Genomic DNA, 18,293 nt, shown 5'->3' with positions numbered 1-18,293 from the left:
CTATCCTCTAAAAACAGAGGCGAATTGGACAAAAAGTCTGTCTTTACTGGGCTGGAGCAGGCTCAACAGCTGAGTCAAACAGCTTCTGGGTGTCGGCGTTGATGCCATAGGTAATCACAACAATTTGGGCATCTTGGCTGCCAGATTGTGAGCTCCAGATGTTGGATTTATATACCAAATCGTCGGTTACAAAAATTTCAAAAAGGAAGTCTTTTCCTTGGACGGTGAAGACATTCTTAGTCAGGGAAACATCGGCCTTCTTGACTGTGTCCGTCGCGATGAGATCAGCTAAGGCAAGAAGCGAAACTGAAGAGATTTTGTCGAAGGTTGCAGCACTGTTGTTGGTCAGGTTTGCTGTAACTACCTGCTTGCCTTCGGCAGCTGAGGGATCGTAAATAACAACGTATTGGGTTTGGCCGACAGCGAGAGTTTCTGAGCCACCTTCTGCCTTGAGCTTCTTCACCGAGTTTTCTACTACTGCATGAAGGGCATCTTGAGCTGCCTGACCAGAGAGATGCTTGTTATCTGTTGCACTACATGCACTCAGGGCAAAGCTTGCGGTGAGAGTCAGAACAAGAAGAAGGGCAAAGCGTTTGAACATGCTCACAAGCTTATGGCGACAAGCCTTATGTTCCTGGCAGAAAGCCCGGAGCTAGCGCTTTGACGAGGGCAAAACCGGTGAACGAGACAATATCCAAGATCCAGTGCGCAATGACCAGCGGCATGGTTCGACCCCATCGCTGATAGGCCAGACCAAAGACCACACCCATGACGAAGTTCCCCACGAAGGGGCCGAACCCTTGGTAGAGGTGATAGCTTCCGCGCAAAGCGGCTGAGGTGAGGATGATGTGCCAAGTTTTCCAGCCAAACTCTCTCAGCTTGGTGAAGAGATAGCCCACCACGATCAGTTCTTCCACCAGTGCCGCACGGAGGGCAGCCAAGACAAGTACGGGAATGGTCCACCAGTAGGTGTCTAATGCTGTGGGCACAATCGTGGTGGTGATACCTAAGGCATTGCCAACTAAATAGAGCCCAAGCCCAGGAATACCAATAATTGCTGCCAGGCCAAACCCACGCAGGAGGTCTTTGCCGGGTTCCTTGAAGTTGAATCCCAGTTGGCTAAATGTACTGAGGCCAGGTTTGGCTAGTAGCCAGAAAACCAGCACCACGGGCACGAGTCCGAAAAAGATGCCCAGCAGTTGATAGATCAAATCAAACACTGGTTGGTCCGCAAGTGGCTGGTTAATCACGGCCTTCTGGGTGTTCAACGCCTCGGACTGAGACAACTTCCGAATCAGCGAAACGATGGAGTAGACAGCTGAGGATCCCAGAGAAAGACCCAGCACAATGGCAATCTCTAGCCAGGTGCGTGCCCGGAGTTGTTTACTGGTCCATTCGCTCACGCGGATAAGCCTAGTTCTGCGAAACGTCAGATGCGTGAATTGTGCACAGGATGCAATACATCATCGGTTTTATAGGGTTCTCACAACGAAATGCGCTGCATATGTGACGACTTTGTAACGAATCGTCCCCTTCTTGTGTCGAAATATGCCGAAAGGCGTAGTTTGAAATCACAGCACAGGCTCGTCACGTCTCGACGAGCTTCAACATCTCACCAGGAGGAACAGTGCGTTTATCGAAAATTGGCGTGGGTGCAGTAGCACTCGTAGCCGCAACAGCCTTGGTATTAACCGGCTGTTCAGCAGGCGGAGCAAGTGGTGGAAACTCCAACATCATCTCCACAAACGGTTCTGAACCACAGAACCCGTTGATCCCGACCAACACCAACGAAACCGGTGGTGGAAAGATCGTTGACTCGATCTTCGCTGGTCTGGTCTATTACGACGCGAAGGGTGCTCCGGTTAACGAAGTTGCCAAGTCGATTGAGACCAAGGACAACCAGACCTACACCATTACCCTCAACGATGGATGGACCTTCACCAACGGTGAAAAGGTCACCTCCAAGTCATTCGTTGACGCATGGAAGTATGGCGCACTGTTCTCTAACGCTCAGCTCAACAGCTACTTCTTCGATGCAATCGAAGGCTTCAGCTACGAGGAAGACACTGACCTGACCGGTCTTCAGATTGTTGATGACCTGACCTTCACTGTCACCCTCTCCAGCCCACAGTCTGACTTCCCACTGCGTTTGGGATACTCGGCATTCTTCCCACTGCCTTCAGTCGCATATGACGACATGGAAGCATTCGGGGAGAACCCCATTGGTAACGGTCCCTACATGGTTGCTGAAAAGGGTGCATGGAAGCACAACGTTGACATCAACCTTGTTGCAAACCCTGACTACAAGGGTGGCCGTAAGCCAATGAACGGCGGACTGGACATCGTGTTCTACGCAACCCAGGATGCAGCATATGCAGACCTGCTAAGCGACAACCTCGATGTTCTGGATGGTATTCCTGACAGCGCAATGAAGACCTACACCACCGACCTCGGTGATCGTGCGGTCAACCAGCCTGCAGCAATCTTCCAGTCCTTCACCATTCCAGAGAGCCTCGCGCACTTCTCTGGTCAAGAAGGCCAGCTGCGTCGTCAGGCCATCTCGATGGCTATCAACCGTGACGAAATCACCTCGGTGATCTTCGACAACACTCGTACCCCTGCACGTGACTTCACCTCACCCGTAATTGACGGATGGTCGAAGGATCTCAAGGGTTCCGATGTTCTTGACTTCAACGCTAAGAAGGCACAGGAACTCTGGGCACAGGCAGACAAGATCTCGCCTTGGTCTGGAACCTTCCAGATTGCTTACAACGGCGATGGTGGCCACCAGGCATGGGTTGACGCTGTGACCAACAGCATCAAGAACACCCTCGGTATTGACGCTTCTGGCGCTCCATACCCCACCTTCGCTGAACTGCGCACTGCAGTCACCGACCGCACCATCACCACCGCTTTCCGCACCGGATGGCAGGCTGACTACCCAGCGCTCGCGAACTTCCTCGAGCCTCTGTACCAGACTGACGCTGGCGCAAACGATGGTGACTACTCCAACGAACAAGTAGACGCACTCTTCGCAAAGGGTAACGAAGCTGGTTCGCTTGAAGAGGCAAACAAGTACTTCCAAGACGCACAGGTCATCCTGCTTCAGGATCTCCCTGCAGTACCTCTGTGGTACAGCAACGTCAACGGTGGTTACTCAACCCTCGTCAAGAACGTGGTCTTCGGATGGAACTCTGTTCCTCTGTACTACCAGATCACTAAGAAGTAGAGCCTGACTCTATAGAAGAGAGCTGGGGTGGTGGCGCAAGCGCCACCACCCCACACTCCTAAGCTGTTCATAATGATTGGTTACATCCTCCGCCGCATCCTGCAGGCGATTCCAGTTTTCTTCGGCACAACGCTGCTGATTTATTTCATGGTCTTTGCCATGCCCGGGGATCCCATCGTGGCCCTGTTCGGCGATCATGGCGTCAACGAGGCCGTAGCTCAGCAACTGCGTGAGCGCTACCACCTCGATCAACCTTTCATTGTTCAATACTTGATTTACATCGGTGGCATCTTCCAAGGGGACTTTGGAACATCGTTCTCTGGTCAGCCTGTAGCTGACATTCTTGCCGCCACATTCCCGGTCACCTTGCGGTTGGCATCCATCGCCCTGTTCTTTGAAATGGTGGTGGGTATCGGAGTCGGCCTGTTCTCCGGTCTTCGCAAGGGCAAACTCTTTGACTCTTCTGCGTTGGTCGCCAGCCTGATCTTGATCTCGCTGCCTATCTTCGTTGTTGCCTTCGTGATGCAACTCGTCTTTGCGCTGAATCTGGGTTGGGCACGCCCCACCGTTTCGGCAGCAGCTGACTGGAGTGAACTGATTCTTCCTGCGGCAGTCTTGGCCACCGTCAGCATCGCTTACATCATTCGTTTGACTCGCAACTCCGTCATTGAGACTGAGGGTATGGACTTTGTCCGCACCGCCTTTGGCAAAGGCCTCAGCCGTCGCCGTGTAGTCGGTGTGCACATCCTGCGTAACTCTCTGATTCCGGTTGTCACCTTCCTTGCCGTGGACTTTGGTGTTCTGCTGGTGGGTGCAACCGTGACTGAGGGCATCTTCAACGTTCCCGGTGTGGGGCGCACCCTGTATCAAGCCATTATTCGTGGCGAGGGCCCCACTGTGGTGTCTTTCGTGACCGTCATGGTGTTGATCTATCTGGTCGTCAACCTCCTCACAGATTTGCTCTATGCAGCACTGGATCCAAGGATTCGTTATGGCAAATAAGGACACGCACTACGTCGCCCCATTAGACGAGACGCCAATTGCAGCCGTCGACTCTGTCTCGGTTGCCGAAAAGCCCAGCAACCTCTGGATTGATGCTTGGCGCGATATGCGCAAGCGCCCCATGTTTTACATTTCGGGTGTTCTCATCATTTTGGTGACTCTGGTTGCTTTATTCCCTGGGTGGTTTACCAACGTCTCACCAGATACCAACTGTCTGCTTGCCAACAGCAATGCAGGTCCCACCGCAGGACACCCTCTGGGCTTTACTAAGCAGGGCTGTGATGTTTACAGCCGAATTATTCATGGCACCTCTACCTCCCTGTCTGTGGGCATCGTGGTGACCGTCATGACTGCGGTGCTGGGTATTTTGTTTGGAGCATTTGCCGGGTTCTATGGTGGCTGGCTCGACTCCCTGCTTTCCCGTGCCGGAGATATCTTCTTCTCTATCCCCTACATCCTTGCTGCCGTGGTCATCATGTCTGTGTTCTCTAAGAACCGTGACGTGATCGTCATCTCGCTGGCGATTGGCATCTTCGCGTGGCCTTCCACAGCCCGTGTGTTGCGTGCTGAGATTTTGCGTGTGAAGAACTCGGACTTCGTAATGGCCTCGACTGCAATCGGGGTGAGCCGGTTCCGCATTCTGTGGCGTCACGTTCTTCCCAACTCGATTGCGCCCGTGATTGCTGTCACCACCATCTCTCTGGCAGCAGCGATCGTTGCGGAGGCAACCCTGTCCTTCTTAGGTGTGGGGCTTCCACCCACGTTTATGTCCTGGGGAAATGACATTTCCCAAGCACAAGGTGATTTGCGCACCGCACCACAAACCCTGATTTGGCCATCGTTGGCCCTGTCCATCACTGTCTTGGCCTTCATCATGATGGGTGAAGTTGTCCGAGATGCACTCGACCCCAAGGCGAGGGCACTGCGATGAGCGAGAAGAATACAGTGGAACCACTTCTGGAGATCCGTGGCCTCAAGGTTGGATTCTCCACCCAAAATGGTGACGTCACAGCAGTCAATGGTGTTGATCTCACCCTGATGCCAGGGCAAACCCTCGCAATTGTGGGGGAGTCTGGTTCGGGTAAATCCACTACTGCTCACGCGATTATCAACCTGCTGCCTGGCACAGGAAAGATCACCGAGGGCTCCATTAAGTTCAACGGCCAAGAGCTCACTGCGCTCAGCGAATCTGAGCTCGAGAAGGTTCGTGGCCGTCAGATTGGTTTTGTGCCACAAGACCCCATGTCGAACTTGAACCCTGTCTGGAGCGTGGGATTCCAGGTCGAAGAAACCATCAAGGCCAACGGTGTTGCCTCAGGCAAGAAAGAGATCCGCGCCAAGGCCATTGAGGTACTCAAACAAGCAGGTCTAGCAGATGCAGAGAAGCGCCTGAAGCAGTTCCCGCACCAATTCTCTGGTGGTATGCGCCAGCGCGTGCTCATCGGTATTGGTCTTTCTGCCAATCCACAGCTGCTCATCGCTGACGAGCCCACCTCAGCTTTGGACGTGACTGTTCAGCGCACCATCCTTGATCACCTGGATGAGCTCACCAAGGAAAAGAACACCGCGGTGATTTTGATTACCCACGACCTAGGCCTTGCAGCTGAACGCGCTGAGCAACTGGTTGTGATGTATCGAGGAAAGATTGTCGAGGCTGGTCCCAGCCGCGAAATTCTGGAGAACCCCCTCCACCCCTACACTCAACGACTCGTAGCAGCGGCGCCAAGCCTGGCTTCACGCAGACTGAGCTCGGTCAAGAAAGACTCTTCAGTAGCTGAGTTTGATCTCTCTGCCGTTGCAGCGCAGCGCACTGCTGCCGTTGCAGCCAAAGAGACCGTTATTCAGGTCACTAACCTGTGTAAGGACTACACCATCCGTGGTGGGTCAGGCCTAAAGAAGAGTTCATTCTCCGCTGTGAAGAATGTGTCGTTCTCTATTGCTCGAGGCACCACCATGGCGTTGGTGGGGGAGTCGGGTTCGGGTAAGTCCACTGTGGCCAAGATGTTGTTGGGTCTGGAAAAACCCACCTCTGGTGACATCGTGATTGATGGCCTGCGTGTAGCAGACCTCTCCGCCAAGGATCTTTTTGGCCTGCGTCGTCGGATGCAACCCGTGTTCCAAGATCCTTTCGGCTCCTTGGATCCTCTGGTCAACATTTTCAACACCATTGCTGAGCCACTGGTGACCCATAAGGTGGGCAGCAGAGCCCAGCGACGTGATCGCGTGATGGAACTGCTTGATCAGGTCTCTCTGCCCAGAACTATTGCAACCCGCTATCCCAATGAGCTCTCCGGTGGTCAGCGTCAGCGCGTGGCTATTGCTCGTGCTCTGGCACTCAAGCCCGACATTGTGATCCTCGATGAGGCTGTTTCTGCCCTTGATGTGTTGGTGCAGGCGCAAATTCTTGCTCTGCTGCACGAACTGCAGCAAGAACTTGGCCTGACCTATCTCTTCATTACCCACGACCTCGCTGTCGTTCGCGTCATTGCGGACAATGTCTGCGTGATGAGCAAGGGTGAGATCGTGGAGGCTGCCTCAACTCAAGAAGTGTTTGATAACCCCCGTGAGGAATACACCAAGAAGCTTCTGGAAGCGATTCCTGGTGCGAACATCAAGTTGGGCAACAAGAGCTAGTTGAAGTTATAAACACCGTCCGGGCGGGGAAACAGAACCCCCTGCGGTATGCTGGTAGTGCTCGATTTACCCGGCATTGCACACCTGTGGTGCCGCTGGTTTTATTTTGTCGGGCAGTCACTTTTCACCAACGATGACCAGGTATGGGTCATCGAGAGGATTTCTCATGGCGCACGCCCTCCGCTCAGACCTGCGCAACGTTGCAATCGTTGCCCACGTTGACCACGGAAAGACCACCCTGGTTGATGCAATGCTCAAGCAGACCAACTCTTTCGACGCACACTTCTCTGCTGATGACCGCATGATGGACTCGAACGACCTCGAGCGCGAAAAGGGCATCACCATCCTCGCCAAGAACACTGCAGTGTCCTATGAGGGTAAGCACGCCACCAACGGCCCCATCACCATCAACGTGATTGACACCCCAGGTCACGCTGACTTCGGTGGCGAGGTTGAGCGTGGTTTGTCCATGGTTGATGGCGTCGTTCTGCTCGTTGACGCATCGGAAGGTCCTCTTCCTCAGACTCGTTTCGTGCTGCGTAAGGCACTGGAAGCAAAGCTTCCCGTCATTCTTCTGGTCAACAAGACCGACCGTCCCGATGCTCGTATTGACGAGGTTGTGGGCGAGAGCCAGGACCTACTTCTTGGTCTTGCTTCTGACATGGCAGATGACGTGCCCGATCTTGACTTGGACTCCATCCTGGATGTTCCTGTTGTCTACGCATCCGGCCGTGCCGGTGCTGCCAGCCACAACAAGCCTGCTGATGGCACGCTGCCCGATAACGATGACCTCGAGCCACTGTTCGAAGCAATCCTGCAGCACATTCCTGCGCCTTCCTACGATGACGAAGCGCCTCTTCAGGCACACGTCACCAACTTGGATGCTTCCCCATTCTTGGGTCGTCTGGCTCTGATTCGTGTGTTCAACGGAACCATCCGTAAGGGTCAGACCGTTGCTTGGGTCAAGCACGACGGCACCGTGGCCAACGTTCGTATTACCGAACTGCTCAAGACCAAGGCTCTCGAGCGTTTCCCTGCTGAGAGTGCAGCTCCCGGTGACATCGTTGCGGTGGCAGGTATTGAAGACATCACCATCGGCGAAACTTTGGCTGATCCCGATGACGTTCGTCCACTGCCTGCAATTACTGTGGATGACCCTGCAATCTCGATGACCATTGGAACCAACACCTCGCCTCTGGTGGGCAAGGTCAAGGGTCACAAGCTCACTGCTCGTATGGTGAAGGACCGCCTGGACCGTGAGCTCATCGGTAACGTGTCGCTCAAGGTTGTTGACATTGGACGCCCAGACACCTGGGAAGTTCAAGGTCGTGGTGAGCTCGCTCTGGCCATTCTGGTTGAAAACATGCGCCGCGAGGGCTTCGAGCTCACCGTGGGTAAGCCACAGGTAGTGACCAAGAAGGTTGATGGCAAGACTCACGAGCCATACGAACACCTCACCATCGATGTTCCTGAGGAATACCTTGGTGCTGTTACGCAGCTTCTCGCAGCACGTAAGGGCCGCATGGAGTCCATGGTCAACCACGGCACCGGCTGGGTTCGCATGGAATTCATTGTTCCTTCGCGTGGTCTGATTGGTTTCCGCACCGAATTCCTCACCGCAACTCGTGGTACTGGTATTGCTAACGCGATTGCTCACGGCTACGAAGAGTGGGCTGGTCAGATTGTGACCCGTGTGAACGGTTCGATTGTTGCTGACCGCGCAGGTGTTGTTACCCCGTTTGCCATCATTGGTCTGCAGGAACGCATGAGCTTCTTCGTTCAGCCCACTGAAGAGGTTTACGAAGGCATGGTGATCGGTGAGAACTCTCGTGCCGATGACATGGATGTGAACATCACCAAGGAAAAGAAGCTCACCAACATGCGTTCATCGACCGCAGACAGCTTCGAATCCATGACTCCGTCACGCATTCTTTCTCTGGAAGAGTGCCTCGAGTTTGCTCGTGAAGATGAGTGTGTTGAGGTTACTCCTGAGACTGTGCGCATTCGCAAGGTGGAGCTCGATGCTCAGGCACGTGCTCGTAACACCAGCCGCCTCAAGAAGCAGAACGAGTAATACTCAAAGTCTGACTACAGAACTCAGAAGAAAACCCTCGCCTTACTTGGCGGGGGTTTTCGCTTTCATTTGGCGCAAGAACAGGGTCAGCATGATCGCTGCGAATCCGATCCAGCCGATGACCTGAAGCCACGACATCTCGGGCGTGAAGCCGATGGTGCCGCGAAGCAGAACGCCATACCAGCTATCTGGTGGAATCGCCCCAGAGACGTTGAATGCCTTGTCGGCATCTCCTGGAAGCAGGCCTGCTTCCTGCCATTCGTGGATGCCATAGCTGAGCACACCGGCAGCAACGATGATCAAGAAGGCACCAGACCAGGTGAAGAACTTGCTCAGGTTCAAACGAACCATGCCCTTGAAGATGAGCCAGCCCAACAGGGCAGCAACGCCGAGGCCAACGATGGCGCCGATGGTGGGAAGAATCTTTTCACCGGTTGCGGTTGCAGCGGCCCAGATAAACAGTGCAGTTTCGATTCCTTCACGGCCCACGGCGAGGAATGCCACGAACATCAGTCCCCAGCCGTTTCCGGCAAGATTCTTATCAATGTCAGATTCGAGGTGGCCTTTGAGGTTGCGGGCGGTCTTGGCCATCCAGAACACCATCCAGGTGACCAGAGCAACGGCCAGGAAGGACAGGGTTCCGGCAAGGATTTCCTCGGGTGGTCCTTCTAGTTGCGCAACACCTGTGCCGAGCATGATGCCCACGATGGCGGAGATCAATGCGGCAATCCCCACACCCAGCCACATCTTGGGAAGTGCATCGCGGCGATCAATCTTGATCAGATATGCAGCCAGGATGCCAATGATCAGTGCAGCTTCGAGTCCTTCGCGGAGGCCGATCAAGAGGTTTGCGAGCATGAACTGAACAATCTGTGGGGAGGGAAAGCAGTTAGGTTTACCTAAGTAAGGTTAACCTTAGTAAGGATTACCTAACCTCGTCAACGCGATATTGCCATTGCATGGAAATAATCATACGGATGCGAACGATTTATAGCTAGATACACTTAACAACATGCCTGAAACTGCCGTGAAGCACCCTGTCTCCACTCGACTGTTGCTGTGTGCTGGAGCACTGGGCATGGGCTTATTGGTTGGATCCATCACCACGGTTGTTCACCAGAGTGTGATCACGGTGGCGAACATTGATATCCCGTGGGGATTAATCCTTAGTGTCATCGTGCTGATCGGATTCTTGGTGGGTCTGCGCATCGTTGTTGAGGATCGACTCGTTGTGCTCAGTGCAGCACTGGGCATCGTGGGAATGGTTTTTCTCTTGAGCCAGCAAAGCACCGGGGGATCGGTGCTTGTGCCCAATAACCTGTGGGGCACCATCTGGGCAGTGGTGCCCACCCTGATTGCCACCATTGTGGTTGCCTGGCCACGCTTGCCGCAGCGACACCGTGGCGCGGACAAGAGCACAACAGTAAACGCGTAAACTTGAACTCGTAACACCCGTTCGTTGAAGGAGTACCCACGTGACCTACGTCATCGCCCTGCCATGTGTCGACGTGAAGGACCGTGCCTGTATCGATGAATGCCCCGTGGACTGCATCTACGAGGGTGACCGCATGCTCTACATCCACCCCGACGAGTGTGTTGACTGTGGCGCATGTGAACCGGTCTGCCCTGTTGAAGCCATCTACTACGAAGATGATCTTCCTGAGCAGTGGGCTGACTACTACAAGGCCAACGTTGAGTTCTTCCAAGAAATTGGTTCCCCCGGCGGTGCTGCCAAGGTTGGCGTCATTAAAGGCGACCACGCTGTCATTACTGCACTTCCACCCCAGGCCTAAGTTTCATGCTCACTGAGCTGCCTGAATACCCGTGGGATGCCATGGCGCCCTACGTGGCGAAGGCGAAAGCTCACCCCGGCGGTGCCATTGACCTCTCCATCGGTTCACCGGTAGACCCCACACCTGACGTCATCCGCGAAGCGTTGGCCAAGGCCACTGATTCACATGCCTATCCGACCACCATTGGAACGCCAGCACTGCGAGAAGCCATCGTTGAGTGGTTTGCCCGTCGACGCGGGGTAACCGGACTAGGTGTTGAGAACGTTCTTCCCACCATTGGCTCCAAAGAATTCGTTGCATGGTTGCCCTTCATGCTGCGCCTGGGTCCTGGTGATGTCGTGGTGCACCCCACGGCTGCCTACCCCACCTATGACATTGGTGCCCGAATGGCTGAGGCCACGCCTTTCCCGTCAGATGATCCTGCCCAGTGGCCTGAGAACACCAAACTGGTGTGGCTCAACAGCCCAGGGAACCCAGATGGACGAGTACTCGATAAGGCACAGCTCACTGCACGAGTGAAGCGAGCACGAGAACTCGGTGCCTACATCGTGGGCGATGAATGCTATGCCGAGCTGGGCTGGTCAGGTCCCTGGGAAAGTGAACCCATTCCCTCCCTGCTCGATCCCGAGGTAACCGGGGGAGACCTCACCGGAATCCTTACCGCCTACTCACTGAGTAAACAGTCCAACCTTGCCGGCTACCGTGCCGCCTTTGTCGCCGGAGATGCCGCACTCATTGCTCAGCTCACCAATATTCGTAAACACGCAGGAATGATGCAGCCAGGGCCAGTGCAAGCAGCCATGGTTGCAGCGCTCGCAGACGATGCACACGTCGCTGCCCAGAAAGAGCTCTACCGCGCTCGCCGTGAACTGCTTATTCCTGCCCTGAACTCTGCTGGATACCGCATTGACCATAGTGAAGCGGGACTTTACCTCTGGGTCACAGAAGGTGTGGATGCGTGGGCATCCATAGACAAGCTCGCGGGTCTGGGTATCATTGCCGGACCGGGTGTTTTTTATGGCGATTTCTATCCCAACCATGTGCGACTGTCTCTGACAGAAACCGATGAGCGCATTGCTGAAGCTGCTCGTCGCTTAATGAGTGTGTAATAACAACACTTTTTGCCAATAGGCTTGGATAACTCAGGGAATTTCGTCACAACGGACCACCTGGGTACCCGCTCACCCAGACAGTATCCACAAGGAGTCTTCGTGACTGAAGCCACTAATTCAGTGCCCACCGGCGACGTCGTTTCGCTTACCTATGGCGGTAAGACCGTTGAACTTCCGGTCTTGCATGGAACTGAGGGTGTTCCCTCTATCGATTTGTCGTCGCTGACCAAGCAGACTGGCTTGACCGCGCTGGACTATGGCTTTGTGAACACCGCTTCCACCAAGTCGAAAATCACCTACATCGACGGTGAGCAGGGAATTCTGCGTTATCGCGGTTATCCCATCGACCAGGTCGCTGAAAACCTCTCCTTCCTGCAGACTGCTTACCTCCTCATCCACGGTGAAGTTCCCACCCAGGTTGAGAGCGAAAACTTCGAAGAGAAGATTCGTATGCACACCCTGCTGCACGAAGATCTCAAGGACTTCTTCTCCGGTTTCCCACGTCGTGCACACCCCATGCCTGTTCTTTCAGCTGGTGTTTCTGCACTGTCGACCTACTACGAAGACTCTCTAGACCCCAACAATGCAGAGCAGGTTGAGACTTCGACCTACCGCCTGTTGGCCAAGCTTCCTGTGATGGCTGCCTACGCTCACAAGAAGAGCATTGGTCAGGCTCGTCTCTATCCAGATAACTCACTGTCCTATGTTGAGAACTTCCTGCGCCTGACCTTCGGTAACAAGGCTGAGCCATACGTTCAAAACCCTGTCGTGGTCAACGCACTTGAGCGCCTGCTTATCCTGCACGCAGACCACGAGCAGAATGCGTCAACTTCCACCGTTCGTCTGGTGGGTTCGACAGATGCAAACATGTTTGCTTCCGTTTCTGCAGGTATCAACGCACTCTTTGGCCCACTTCACGGTGGTGCAAACGAGGCTGTTCTCACCATGCTTGGTGAAATCCAGGCTTCGGGTGAATCTGTTGCGAAGTATGTTGAGCGCGTCAAGAACAAGGAAGACGGCGTTCGCCTGATGGGCTTCGGACACCGCGTTTACAAGAACTACGATCCTCGCGCACGTCTGGTCAAGGACACCGCTGATGAAGTTCTTGCTGCTCTCGGAGTGAATGACCCACTGCTGGGCATCGCCAAGGAACTTGAAGGTATTGCTCTTGAGGATGACTACTTCAAGGAGCGCAAGCTTTACCCCAACGTCGACTTCTATACCGGCGTGATCTACAAGGCAATGGGATTCCCCACTCGTATGTTCACCGTGCTCTTTGCGCTAGGACGTCTGCCTGGTTGGATTGCGCACTGGCGTGAAATGAACCTCGACCCACAGACCAAGATTGGTCGCCCACAGCAGCTCTACATTGGCGAGCAGCAGCGTAACCTTCCTGGTTTCAACTAGGTCTTCTCATAGGGGGTTTTCCCCGAACCTGAGCGGTTCCTGAGTTAAACCAAATCCCTATACTCCGGTATCTTTATGGGGTGAAGATGTTTGCTTTCCGTGCTGCCCTGAGCTCTGTAGTCCTGGCGATTTTCGCCATGTTCTCGGTTGTTCCTGCCATGGCAGTTGCTGCAGCAAGCGCATCCTTCTCTGTTTCAGCACCAACCTTCTATGCCGGCGCCAACACCCCACCTATGAGCTTCACGCTTAACCCCTCTGGGCAATCCTTTAACCGTGTTCACGTTGCTGTCTATGACGCTGCGGGAACAAACCTGGTCACAACCGGGCAGATCAACATGGGATATGGCGTTAGCCAAAGCGCGTGTAAAACCGTATTATCGAACCCTTTAGTTGGCTGCACCAAGGATGGTGATGACGCAGGTTTCTACGAGTACCAGGCGACCAGCACCACACAGACTCTTTCACTCGATGGTGGTCTCTTTACTCTTCCTGCAACACCAGGTAACTACACCTTTAAGTTTGGGTTCTACAACAACGGATCCGAATTCACTACTGCCACTGTCGCCTTCACCACGACCACTCCTCAGTTCAACATCACATTTGATCCAAGTGGCGGCTCCGGCACCCAACAAGCGATTGTGACGAACGGAACATCGTTCACACTTCCGGCGAATACTTTCACGCCTCCAAGTGGCAAGGTGTTTGCTGGCTGGGTAGATATTCCTGTTTCTTCCACCATCTTGTTGCCAGGTAATTCCTACACAGTTTCAGCGGATACTGTCTTAACCGCTGCCTGGACCACTGGTAATCAGCAGCAACAGAACCAGTCGGTACCATTTACTATTTCGCAGGTTGGATTCTCGCGAGGGAATGCACCTTCTTTCTCCACACTTGCTGTCGGCGCAAACGTCCCTGCTTTCACGATGACTTTCAGTGGTTTTTCTGGTGGAGCTGCGGTTGACCAGGTGAACTACCTTCTCGGTGACCCCTACAGCAATGTTTTTTACACTGTGCCAGGTGCAACAACCAATAATGGGAACAACTTAGTCAGCTGGAACCCAGCTTCGTCAACCTGTGGAATTACCGCAATCCGTATCGGTGGTGTTGCCCAGACTGCTAACAGTGGTGTCACCTGCTTGAAGTCAACCTATACAAACAACGGTGTAACTCAGTATTGGAACAGTATTAAGTTCTCTTCGCCCACTTCAGCTGAGATTTCGATTGATACGGCAGCTGGCGTTTTCGTTGTGAGCCAAGCAGGGAACCTTAACTACTTCGCTACCCTCTTCAACAACAGTGTGAATCCTCGCTGGATGTCGAACAATATTCAACCATTTGATGGTGCAAATGGTTCTTCCCCTGCACAAGCTGTTTCGCCTGTGAGCTTCACTATCCCGGTTGCCCCTGGGCAAAAAATTGTTGGTGAAGACATTGCTATCACGGCAACAGATTTGGCACTGTCAACCGACTACTCAGTAGTGCTTCGCAGTACTCCACAGGTTTTGGCACAAGGACGAACAGTGTCAAGTTCCTTCAATACCTCCGTCACGATTCCAGACAACCTCGAAGCAGGCTGGCACTCGATTACCTTCAGCGCAACACGATCTGACGGTACTGCGTTAGAAGAAAAGGTCTATTTCAAGATCAACGCGGATGGAACGCTGCTAGCTTCCTCAACAGATGTTCCAGCAGAACTGGCCTTCACCGGAATGATCACGGCAGGTGCTATTCCGCTGTCGATCATTGTTCTCCTAATGGGCTTTGCCGCCTTCTTTATCGCTCGTGAGATCAACCCTGACTTCATGCGCGTGATGACGCTCACCCGCAATGCACAAGGTGAATTGGACTTCGTCAAGCGCCGTATTCGATCCGAAGACTTTTAGGTAGTTCTCTTCTGGTCAGCTGTTAAGCTGACCACATGAAAGCTGTCCAGTTTGAGAAGTTTGGTGAAGCACTAGTTGTGGCGCAGCTCGACATTCCAACTGCACCTGCTGACGGCGTCGTTATTCAGGTCAAGGCTGCTGGATTATGCCGCTCCGACTGGCATGCTTGGCAGGGCCATGACCCCGACATCACCGTGTTCCCGCATGTTCCAGGTCATGAGTTTGCTGGAGTAGTACACAAGGTTGGGACAGGAGTTACAAAGCTCAAGGTGGGAGACCGCGTCGTCTTCCCCTTTGTCTGTGGTTGTGGTCAGTGCTCCTGGTGTGAAAGTGGCAATGCGCAAGTCTGCCCTGACCAGTGGCAACCAGGATTTAGTGGCCCGGGCACCTATGCCGAGTTCGTTGCTATTCCTCGCGCAGACTTCAACGCTGTGGTCTTGCCTGATGAAGTCTCCTTTGATGTGGCAGCCAGCCTAGGCTGTCGTTTTGCCACCAGCTACCGTGCCATCACTCAAGTCGCAGATGTTCAGCCAGGAGAAACCGTGGCTGTCTTTGGCTGCGGCGGAATTGGTTTAGCTGCCATCATGATTGCCGCCGCATCAGGAGCGAGAGTAGTTGCTGTTGATGTGAACGCTGAGGCTTTGGCCCTTGCTTCTGAGGTGGGTGCAACGCATGTGTTCAACGCTGCAGACGGCGATGTTGTCGCTGCAATCAAGGCCGTGATTCCTGAGGGCGTGGATGTTTCTGTGGACGCACTAGGCAGTATTCCCACGGCCAAGTCAGCGGTGGAGAGTTTGCGTGTTCAGGGTCGTCACGTGCAGATTGGTTTGTTGCTGCCGGCCAAGATCGGGGATAAGGCAACGGTGCCCATGCATGTCGTCATTGCGAAGGAACTGCAGGTGCTTGGTTCTCATGGCATGGCCGCCGCTGCCTATCCGGAAATGCTGGCAGCTATTGCCACAGGCGTTCTAGATCCAGGCACATTCATTACGCACAGAATTTCCCTAGATGAAGTGCCCAAGGCACTTGCTCAGATGAGCACAGGCACCGAGCCTGGCGTCACCATCATTCGGCCTGAGGCTAATGAGGATAATTCTTTAGTGCAGTGCTGAGTTCAGCACGATGCCCACACCCGTGCGCGAGGTGACCTCAACAGCACCGGTGAGAGAGTTCCTGCGGAACAACAGGTTGTTCACGCCGGAGAGTTCCTTGGCCTTGAGCACGGAGGTGTTCTCGCCATCAATGACATTCACTTTGGTGCCCGCAGTGACATACAGCCCTGCTTCAACAACACAGTCATCTCCGATAGAGATGCCGATTCCTGAGTTTGCCCCCAACAGGGAGCGCTGACCAATGCTGACCTTTTCGGTGCCACCACCTGAGAGGGTTCCCATAATCGAGGCACCGCCACCGATGTCTGAACCATCTCCGACAACAACGCCTTGAGAAATACGACCCTCCACCATCGAGGTGCCCAGGGTTCCTGCATTGAAGTTCACAAAGCCCTCGTGCATCACCACAGTTCCAGGGGCAAGGTGCGCTCCCAGGCGCACACGAGAAGCATCAGCAATTCGCACGCGCTCAGGAGTGACATAGTCGGTCAGGCGTGGGAATCGATCGATTCCCTGAGCCTGAATTCCTGCACGCATCAGGCGTGGGCGAAGTGTTGTGAAGTCATCTGGGTGAACGGGGCCTGCATTAGTCCAGACCACGTTGGGAAGCTGTCCAAAGATGCCGTCGAGGTTGATGGTGTTGGGCTGAACAAGAAGGTGAGACAGCAGGTGGAGGCGCAGGTAAGCGTCAGATGCGCCCTGCGCTGGTTCTGAAAGAGTGATCTCAATGGTCACAGCTTCGAGGGAGACGTTGCGGCGGGCATCTTCACCAACCAGGTCTTCAATCTCGGCAGGAACAATCCACTTGTCACGACCTGCAGGAATCTGCCCGAGCTCAGGGGCTGGATACCAGGTGTCGAGAACGGTGCCATCGCTGGCAATTGTGGCCAGGCCGTAACCCCAAGCGTGCGTGTTCGTCTGCGTAGAAACCATGCCTCTAGATTACCGGCGATAAACTTGGGCTATGTCCTCACCCATCGCGCTTGACCTGACACGCTCAAGCGTGGAGCTCACTGCCGACATTTGCAACATTGAGTCTGTCTCGGGCAACGAAGCCTTATTGGCAGATTCCATCCACGCCGCATTGTCAGGAATGCCACATCTCGAACTCTTCCGAAATGGCAATGCCGTGGTGGCGAAGACGAACCTGGGACGCTCGCAACGCGTCGTGATTGCCGGCCACCTGGACACCGTTCCCGTGAATAACAATCTCCCCGTTCGCTATAGCGAAGAAGAGGGAGCTGAATGGCTCTGGGGTCGCGGAACCGTCGACATGAAGGCAGGTGTGGCTGTAGCAGTCAAACTCGCTGCAGAGCTGACCGAGCCCACCTATGACATCACCTGGATCTGGTACGACAACGAAGAAGTAGCTTCTGAGCTCAACGGGTTGGGTCGGCTAGCGCGCCAATCTCCAGAACTTCTGCACGGTGACTTTGCCATCCTGGGCGAACCCAGTAACTCTACCGTGGAAGGTGGCTGTAATGGCACTTTGCGCGTGGAGGTGCGCACACACGGTGTGCGAGCGCACTCAGCACGCGCGTGGAAAGGCGAAAACGCCATTCACAAGCTTGCACCTGCCCTGGATGCATTAGCAGCCTATGTCCCTGCCACCGTTACCGTTGATGGCCTCGACTACCGTGAGGGACTCAGCGCTGTGGGAATTTCTGGCGGGGTCGCTGGCAATGTCATTCCTGATGCCGCAGTACTGACCGTCAACTATCGTTTCGCACCCGATAAGAGCGCCGCCGAGGCCCTTGCTCACGTGGAACATGTGTTTACCGGGTTTGAGGTTGTTGTGACCGATAGCTCTGAAGGTGCACGGCCAGGTTTGACCGCTTCGATGGCGCAAGATTTTGTTGCAGCGGTGGGAGCCGAGCCACAACCTAAGTATGGCTGGACTGATGTGGCACGCTTTTCTGCACTCGGTATTCCGGCTGTGAACTTTGGTCCTGGCGATCCTTCCCTGGCACACACCGATGATGAGCGTGTACTCGCCGTGCAGATTCTTGAGTGTGAACGTGCACTGCGTAGCTGGCTGAGCAAGTAA

16 protein-coding genes are annotated in these 18,293 nt (G+C 54.2%); 12 read left to right on the top strand and 4 right to left on the bottom strand.

Annotated features, from left to right (window positions below; genetic code table 11):
- Nucleotides 1–43: 43 nt before the first annotated feature.
- Nucleotides 44–601 (bottom strand): hypothetical protein, encoded by a 558-nt coding sequence (locus M2120_RS03560; RefSeq protein WP_280797341.1) that lies wholly within the window; start codon nt 599–601, stop codon nt 44–46.
- A 25-nt stretch (nt 602–626) separates the two neighbouring features.
- Complete coding sequence (locus M2120_RS03555) at nt 627–1,403, bottom strand: CPBP family intramembrane glutamic endopeptidase (RefSeq protein ID WP_280797340.1); 777 nt, start codon at nt 1,401–1,403, stop codon at nt 627–629.
- Nucleotides 1,404–1,627: 224 nt separating this feature from the next.
- Here M2120_RS03555 and M2120_RS03550 point away from each other — a divergent pair, with 224 nt between their 5' ends.
- The 5 genes from M2120_RS03550 to typA all read left to right on the top strand — a co-directional run bounded on the left by M2120_RS03550 (nt 1,628) and on the right by typA (nt 8,939).
- Nucleotides 1,628–3,229 (top strand): peptide ABC transporter substrate-binding protein, encoded by a 1,602-nt coding sequence (locus tag M2120_RS03550; RefSeq protein WP_280797339.1) that lies wholly within the window; start codon nt 1,628–1,630, stop codon nt 3,227–3,229.
- A 72-nt stretch (nt 3,230–3,301) separates the two neighbouring features.
- Nucleotides 3,302–4,231 (top strand): ABC transporter permease, encoded by a 930-nt coding sequence (locus M2120_RS03545; protein ID WP_280797338.1) that lies wholly within the window; start codon nt 3,302–3,304, stop codon nt 4,229–4,231.
- Complete coding sequence (locus M2120_RS03540; RefSeq protein WP_280797337.1) at nt 4,221–5,162, top strand: ABC transporter permease; 942 nt, start codon at nt 4,221–4,223, stop codon at nt 5,160–5,162. Before M2120_RS03545 ends, M2120_RS03540 begins: the two co-directional genes overlap by 11 nt.
- Complete coding sequence (locus M2120_RS03535; protein ID WP_280797336.1) at nt 5,159–6,865, top strand: ABC transporter ATP-binding protein; 1,707 nt, start codon at nt 5,159–5,161, stop codon at nt 6,863–6,865. The genes M2120_RS03540 and M2120_RS03535 overlap by 4 nt, the downstream gene beginning before the upstream one ends.
- Before the next feature lie 166 nt (nt 6,866–7,031).
- Complete coding sequence (gene typA, locus M2120_RS03530; protein ID WP_280797335.1) at nt 7,032–8,939, top strand: translational GTPase TypA; 1,908 nt, start codon at nt 7,032–7,034, stop codon at nt 8,937–8,939.
- A 42-nt stretch (nt 8,940–8,981) separates the two neighbouring features.
- Here typA and efeU read toward each other — a convergent pair whose 3' ends face one another.
- Nucleotides 8,982–9,797 (bottom strand): iron uptake transporter permease EfeU, encoded by an 816-nt coding sequence (gene efeU / locus M2120_RS03525; RefSeq protein WP_280797334.1) that lies wholly within the window; start codon nt 9,795–9,797, stop codon nt 8,982–8,984.
- Nucleotides 9,798–9,951: 154 nt separating this feature from the next.
- Here efeU and M2120_RS03520 point away from each other — a divergent pair, with 154 nt between their 5' ends.
- The 6 genes from M2120_RS03520 to M2120_RS03495 all read left to right on the top strand — a co-directional run bounded on the left by M2120_RS03520 (nt 9,952) and on the right by M2120_RS03495 (nt 16,246).
- Nucleotides 9,952–10,374 carry a hypothetical protein gene (locus M2120_RS03520; RefSeq protein WP_280797333.1) on the top strand — a complete coding sequence of 141 codons (423 nt, stop codon included), beginning with the start codon at nt 9,952–9,954 and terminating at the stop codon, nt 10,372–10,374.
- Nucleotides 10,375–10,414: 40 nt separating this feature from the next.
- On the top strand, nt 10,415–10,732 hold the full coding sequence (gene fdxA, locus M2120_RS03515) for a ferredoxin (RefSeq protein WP_110233995.1): 318 nt from the start codon (nt 10,415–10,417) through the stop codon (nt 10,730–10,732).
- 5 nt (nt 10,733–10,737) lie between these two features.
- A complete protein-coding gene (gene dapC / locus M2120_RS03510; RefSeq protein WP_280797332.1) occupies nt 10,738–11,841 on the top strand; it encodes a succinyldiaminopimelate transaminase in 1,104 nt (367 codons plus the stop codon).
- 102 nt (nt 11,842–11,943) lie between these two features.
- Nucleotides 11,944–13,251: a citrate synthase gene (locus M2120_RS03505; protein ID WP_280797331.1), complete on the top strand. Its 1,308-nt coding sequence runs from the start codon at nt 11,944–11,946 to the stop codon at nt 13,249–13,251.
- 86 nt (nt 13,252–13,337) lie between these two features.
- Nucleotides 13,338–15,134, top strand: a complete 1,797-nt coding sequence (locus tag M2120_RS03500) for an InlB B-repeat-containing protein (protein ID WP_280798153.1) — start codon at nt 13,338–13,340, stop codon at nt 15,132–15,134.
- Nucleotides 15,135–15,169: 35 nt separating this feature from the next.
- Complete coding sequence (locus M2120_RS03495) at nt 15,170–16,246, top strand: zinc-dependent alcohol dehydrogenase family protein (protein ID WP_280797330.1); 1,077 nt, start codon at nt 15,170–15,172, stop codon at nt 16,244–16,246.
- Here the strand turns inward: M2120_RS03495 and dapD are convergent.
- Nucleotides 16,232–17,179 carry a 2,3,4,5-tetrahydropyridine-2,6-dicarboxylate N-succinyltransferase gene (gene dapD, locus M2120_RS03490; protein WP_280797329.1) on the bottom strand — a complete coding sequence of 316 codons (948 nt, stop codon included), beginning with the start codon at nt 17,177–17,179 and terminating at the stop codon, nt 16,232–16,234. The two genes, M2120_RS03495 and dapD, sit on opposite strands and share 15 nt — an antisense overlap.
- Before the next feature lie 31 nt (nt 17,180–17,210).
- Between dapD and dapE the strand changes: the two genes are divergently transcribed.
- A complete protein-coding gene (gene dapE, locus M2120_RS03485; protein WP_280797328.1) occupies nt 17,211–18,293 on the top strand; it encodes a succinyl-diaminopimelate desuccinylase in 1,083 nt (360 codons plus the stop codon).

Source organism: Aurantimicrobium minutum, from assembly GCF_029893825.1.
GTDB lineage: Bacteria > Actinomycetota > Actinomycetes > Actinomycetales > Microbacteriaceae > Aurantimicrobium > Aurantimicrobium minutum_C.
Note: the sequence above shows the minus strand (reverse complement) of the source record. Positions and strands in the feature narration are given on the sequence as shown.

Bases quoted from the DNA above. Each gene is read 5' to 3' on its own strand.
- typA (WP_280797335.1), top strand. From the start codon at position 7,032: ATGGCGCACGCCCTCCGCTCAGACCTGCGCAACGTTGCAATCGTTGCC.
- M2120_RS03495 (WP_280797330.1), top strand. From the start codon at position 15,170: ATGAAAGCTGTCCAGTTTGAGAAGTTTGGTGAAGCACTAGTTGTGGCG.
- dapD (WP_280797329.1), bottom strand. From the start codon at position 17,179: ATGGTTTCTACGCAGACGAACACGCACGCTTGGGGTTACGGCCTGGCC.
- M2120_RS03500 (WP_280798153.1), top strand. From the start codon at position 13,338: ATGTTTGCTTTCCGTGCTGCCCTGAGCTCTGTAGTCCTGGCGATTTTC.
- M2120_RS03520 (WP_280797333.1), top strand. From the start codon at position 9,952: ATGCCTGAAACTGCCGTGAAGCACCCTGTCTCCACTCGACTGTTGCTG.
- M2120_RS03545 (WP_280797338.1), top strand. From the start codon at position 3,302: ATGATTGGTTACATCCTCCGCCGCATCCTGCAGGCGATTCCAGTTTTC.
- dapE (WP_280797328.1), top strand. From the start codon at position 17,211: ATGTCCTCACCCATCGCGCTTGACCTGACACGCTCAAGCGTGGAGCTC.
- efeU (WP_280797334.1), bottom strand. From the start codon at position 9,797: ATGCTCGCAAACCTCTTGATCGGCCTCCGCGAAGGACTCGAAGCTGCA.
- dapC (WP_280797332.1), top strand. From the start codon at position 10,738: ATGCTCACTGAGCTGCCTGAATACCCGTGGGATGCCATGGCGCCCTAC.
- M2120_RS03535 (WP_280797336.1), top strand. From the start codon at position 5,159: ATGAGCGAGAAGAATACAGTGGAACCACTTCTGGAGATCCGTGGCCTC.
- M2120_RS03560 (WP_280797341.1), bottom strand. From the start codon at position 601: ATGTTCAAACGCTTTGCCCTTCTTCTTGTTCTGACTCTCACCGCAAGC.
- M2120_RS03540 (WP_280797337.1), top strand. From the start codon at position 4,221: ATGGCAAATAAGGACACGCACTACGTCGCCCCATTAGACGAGACGCCA.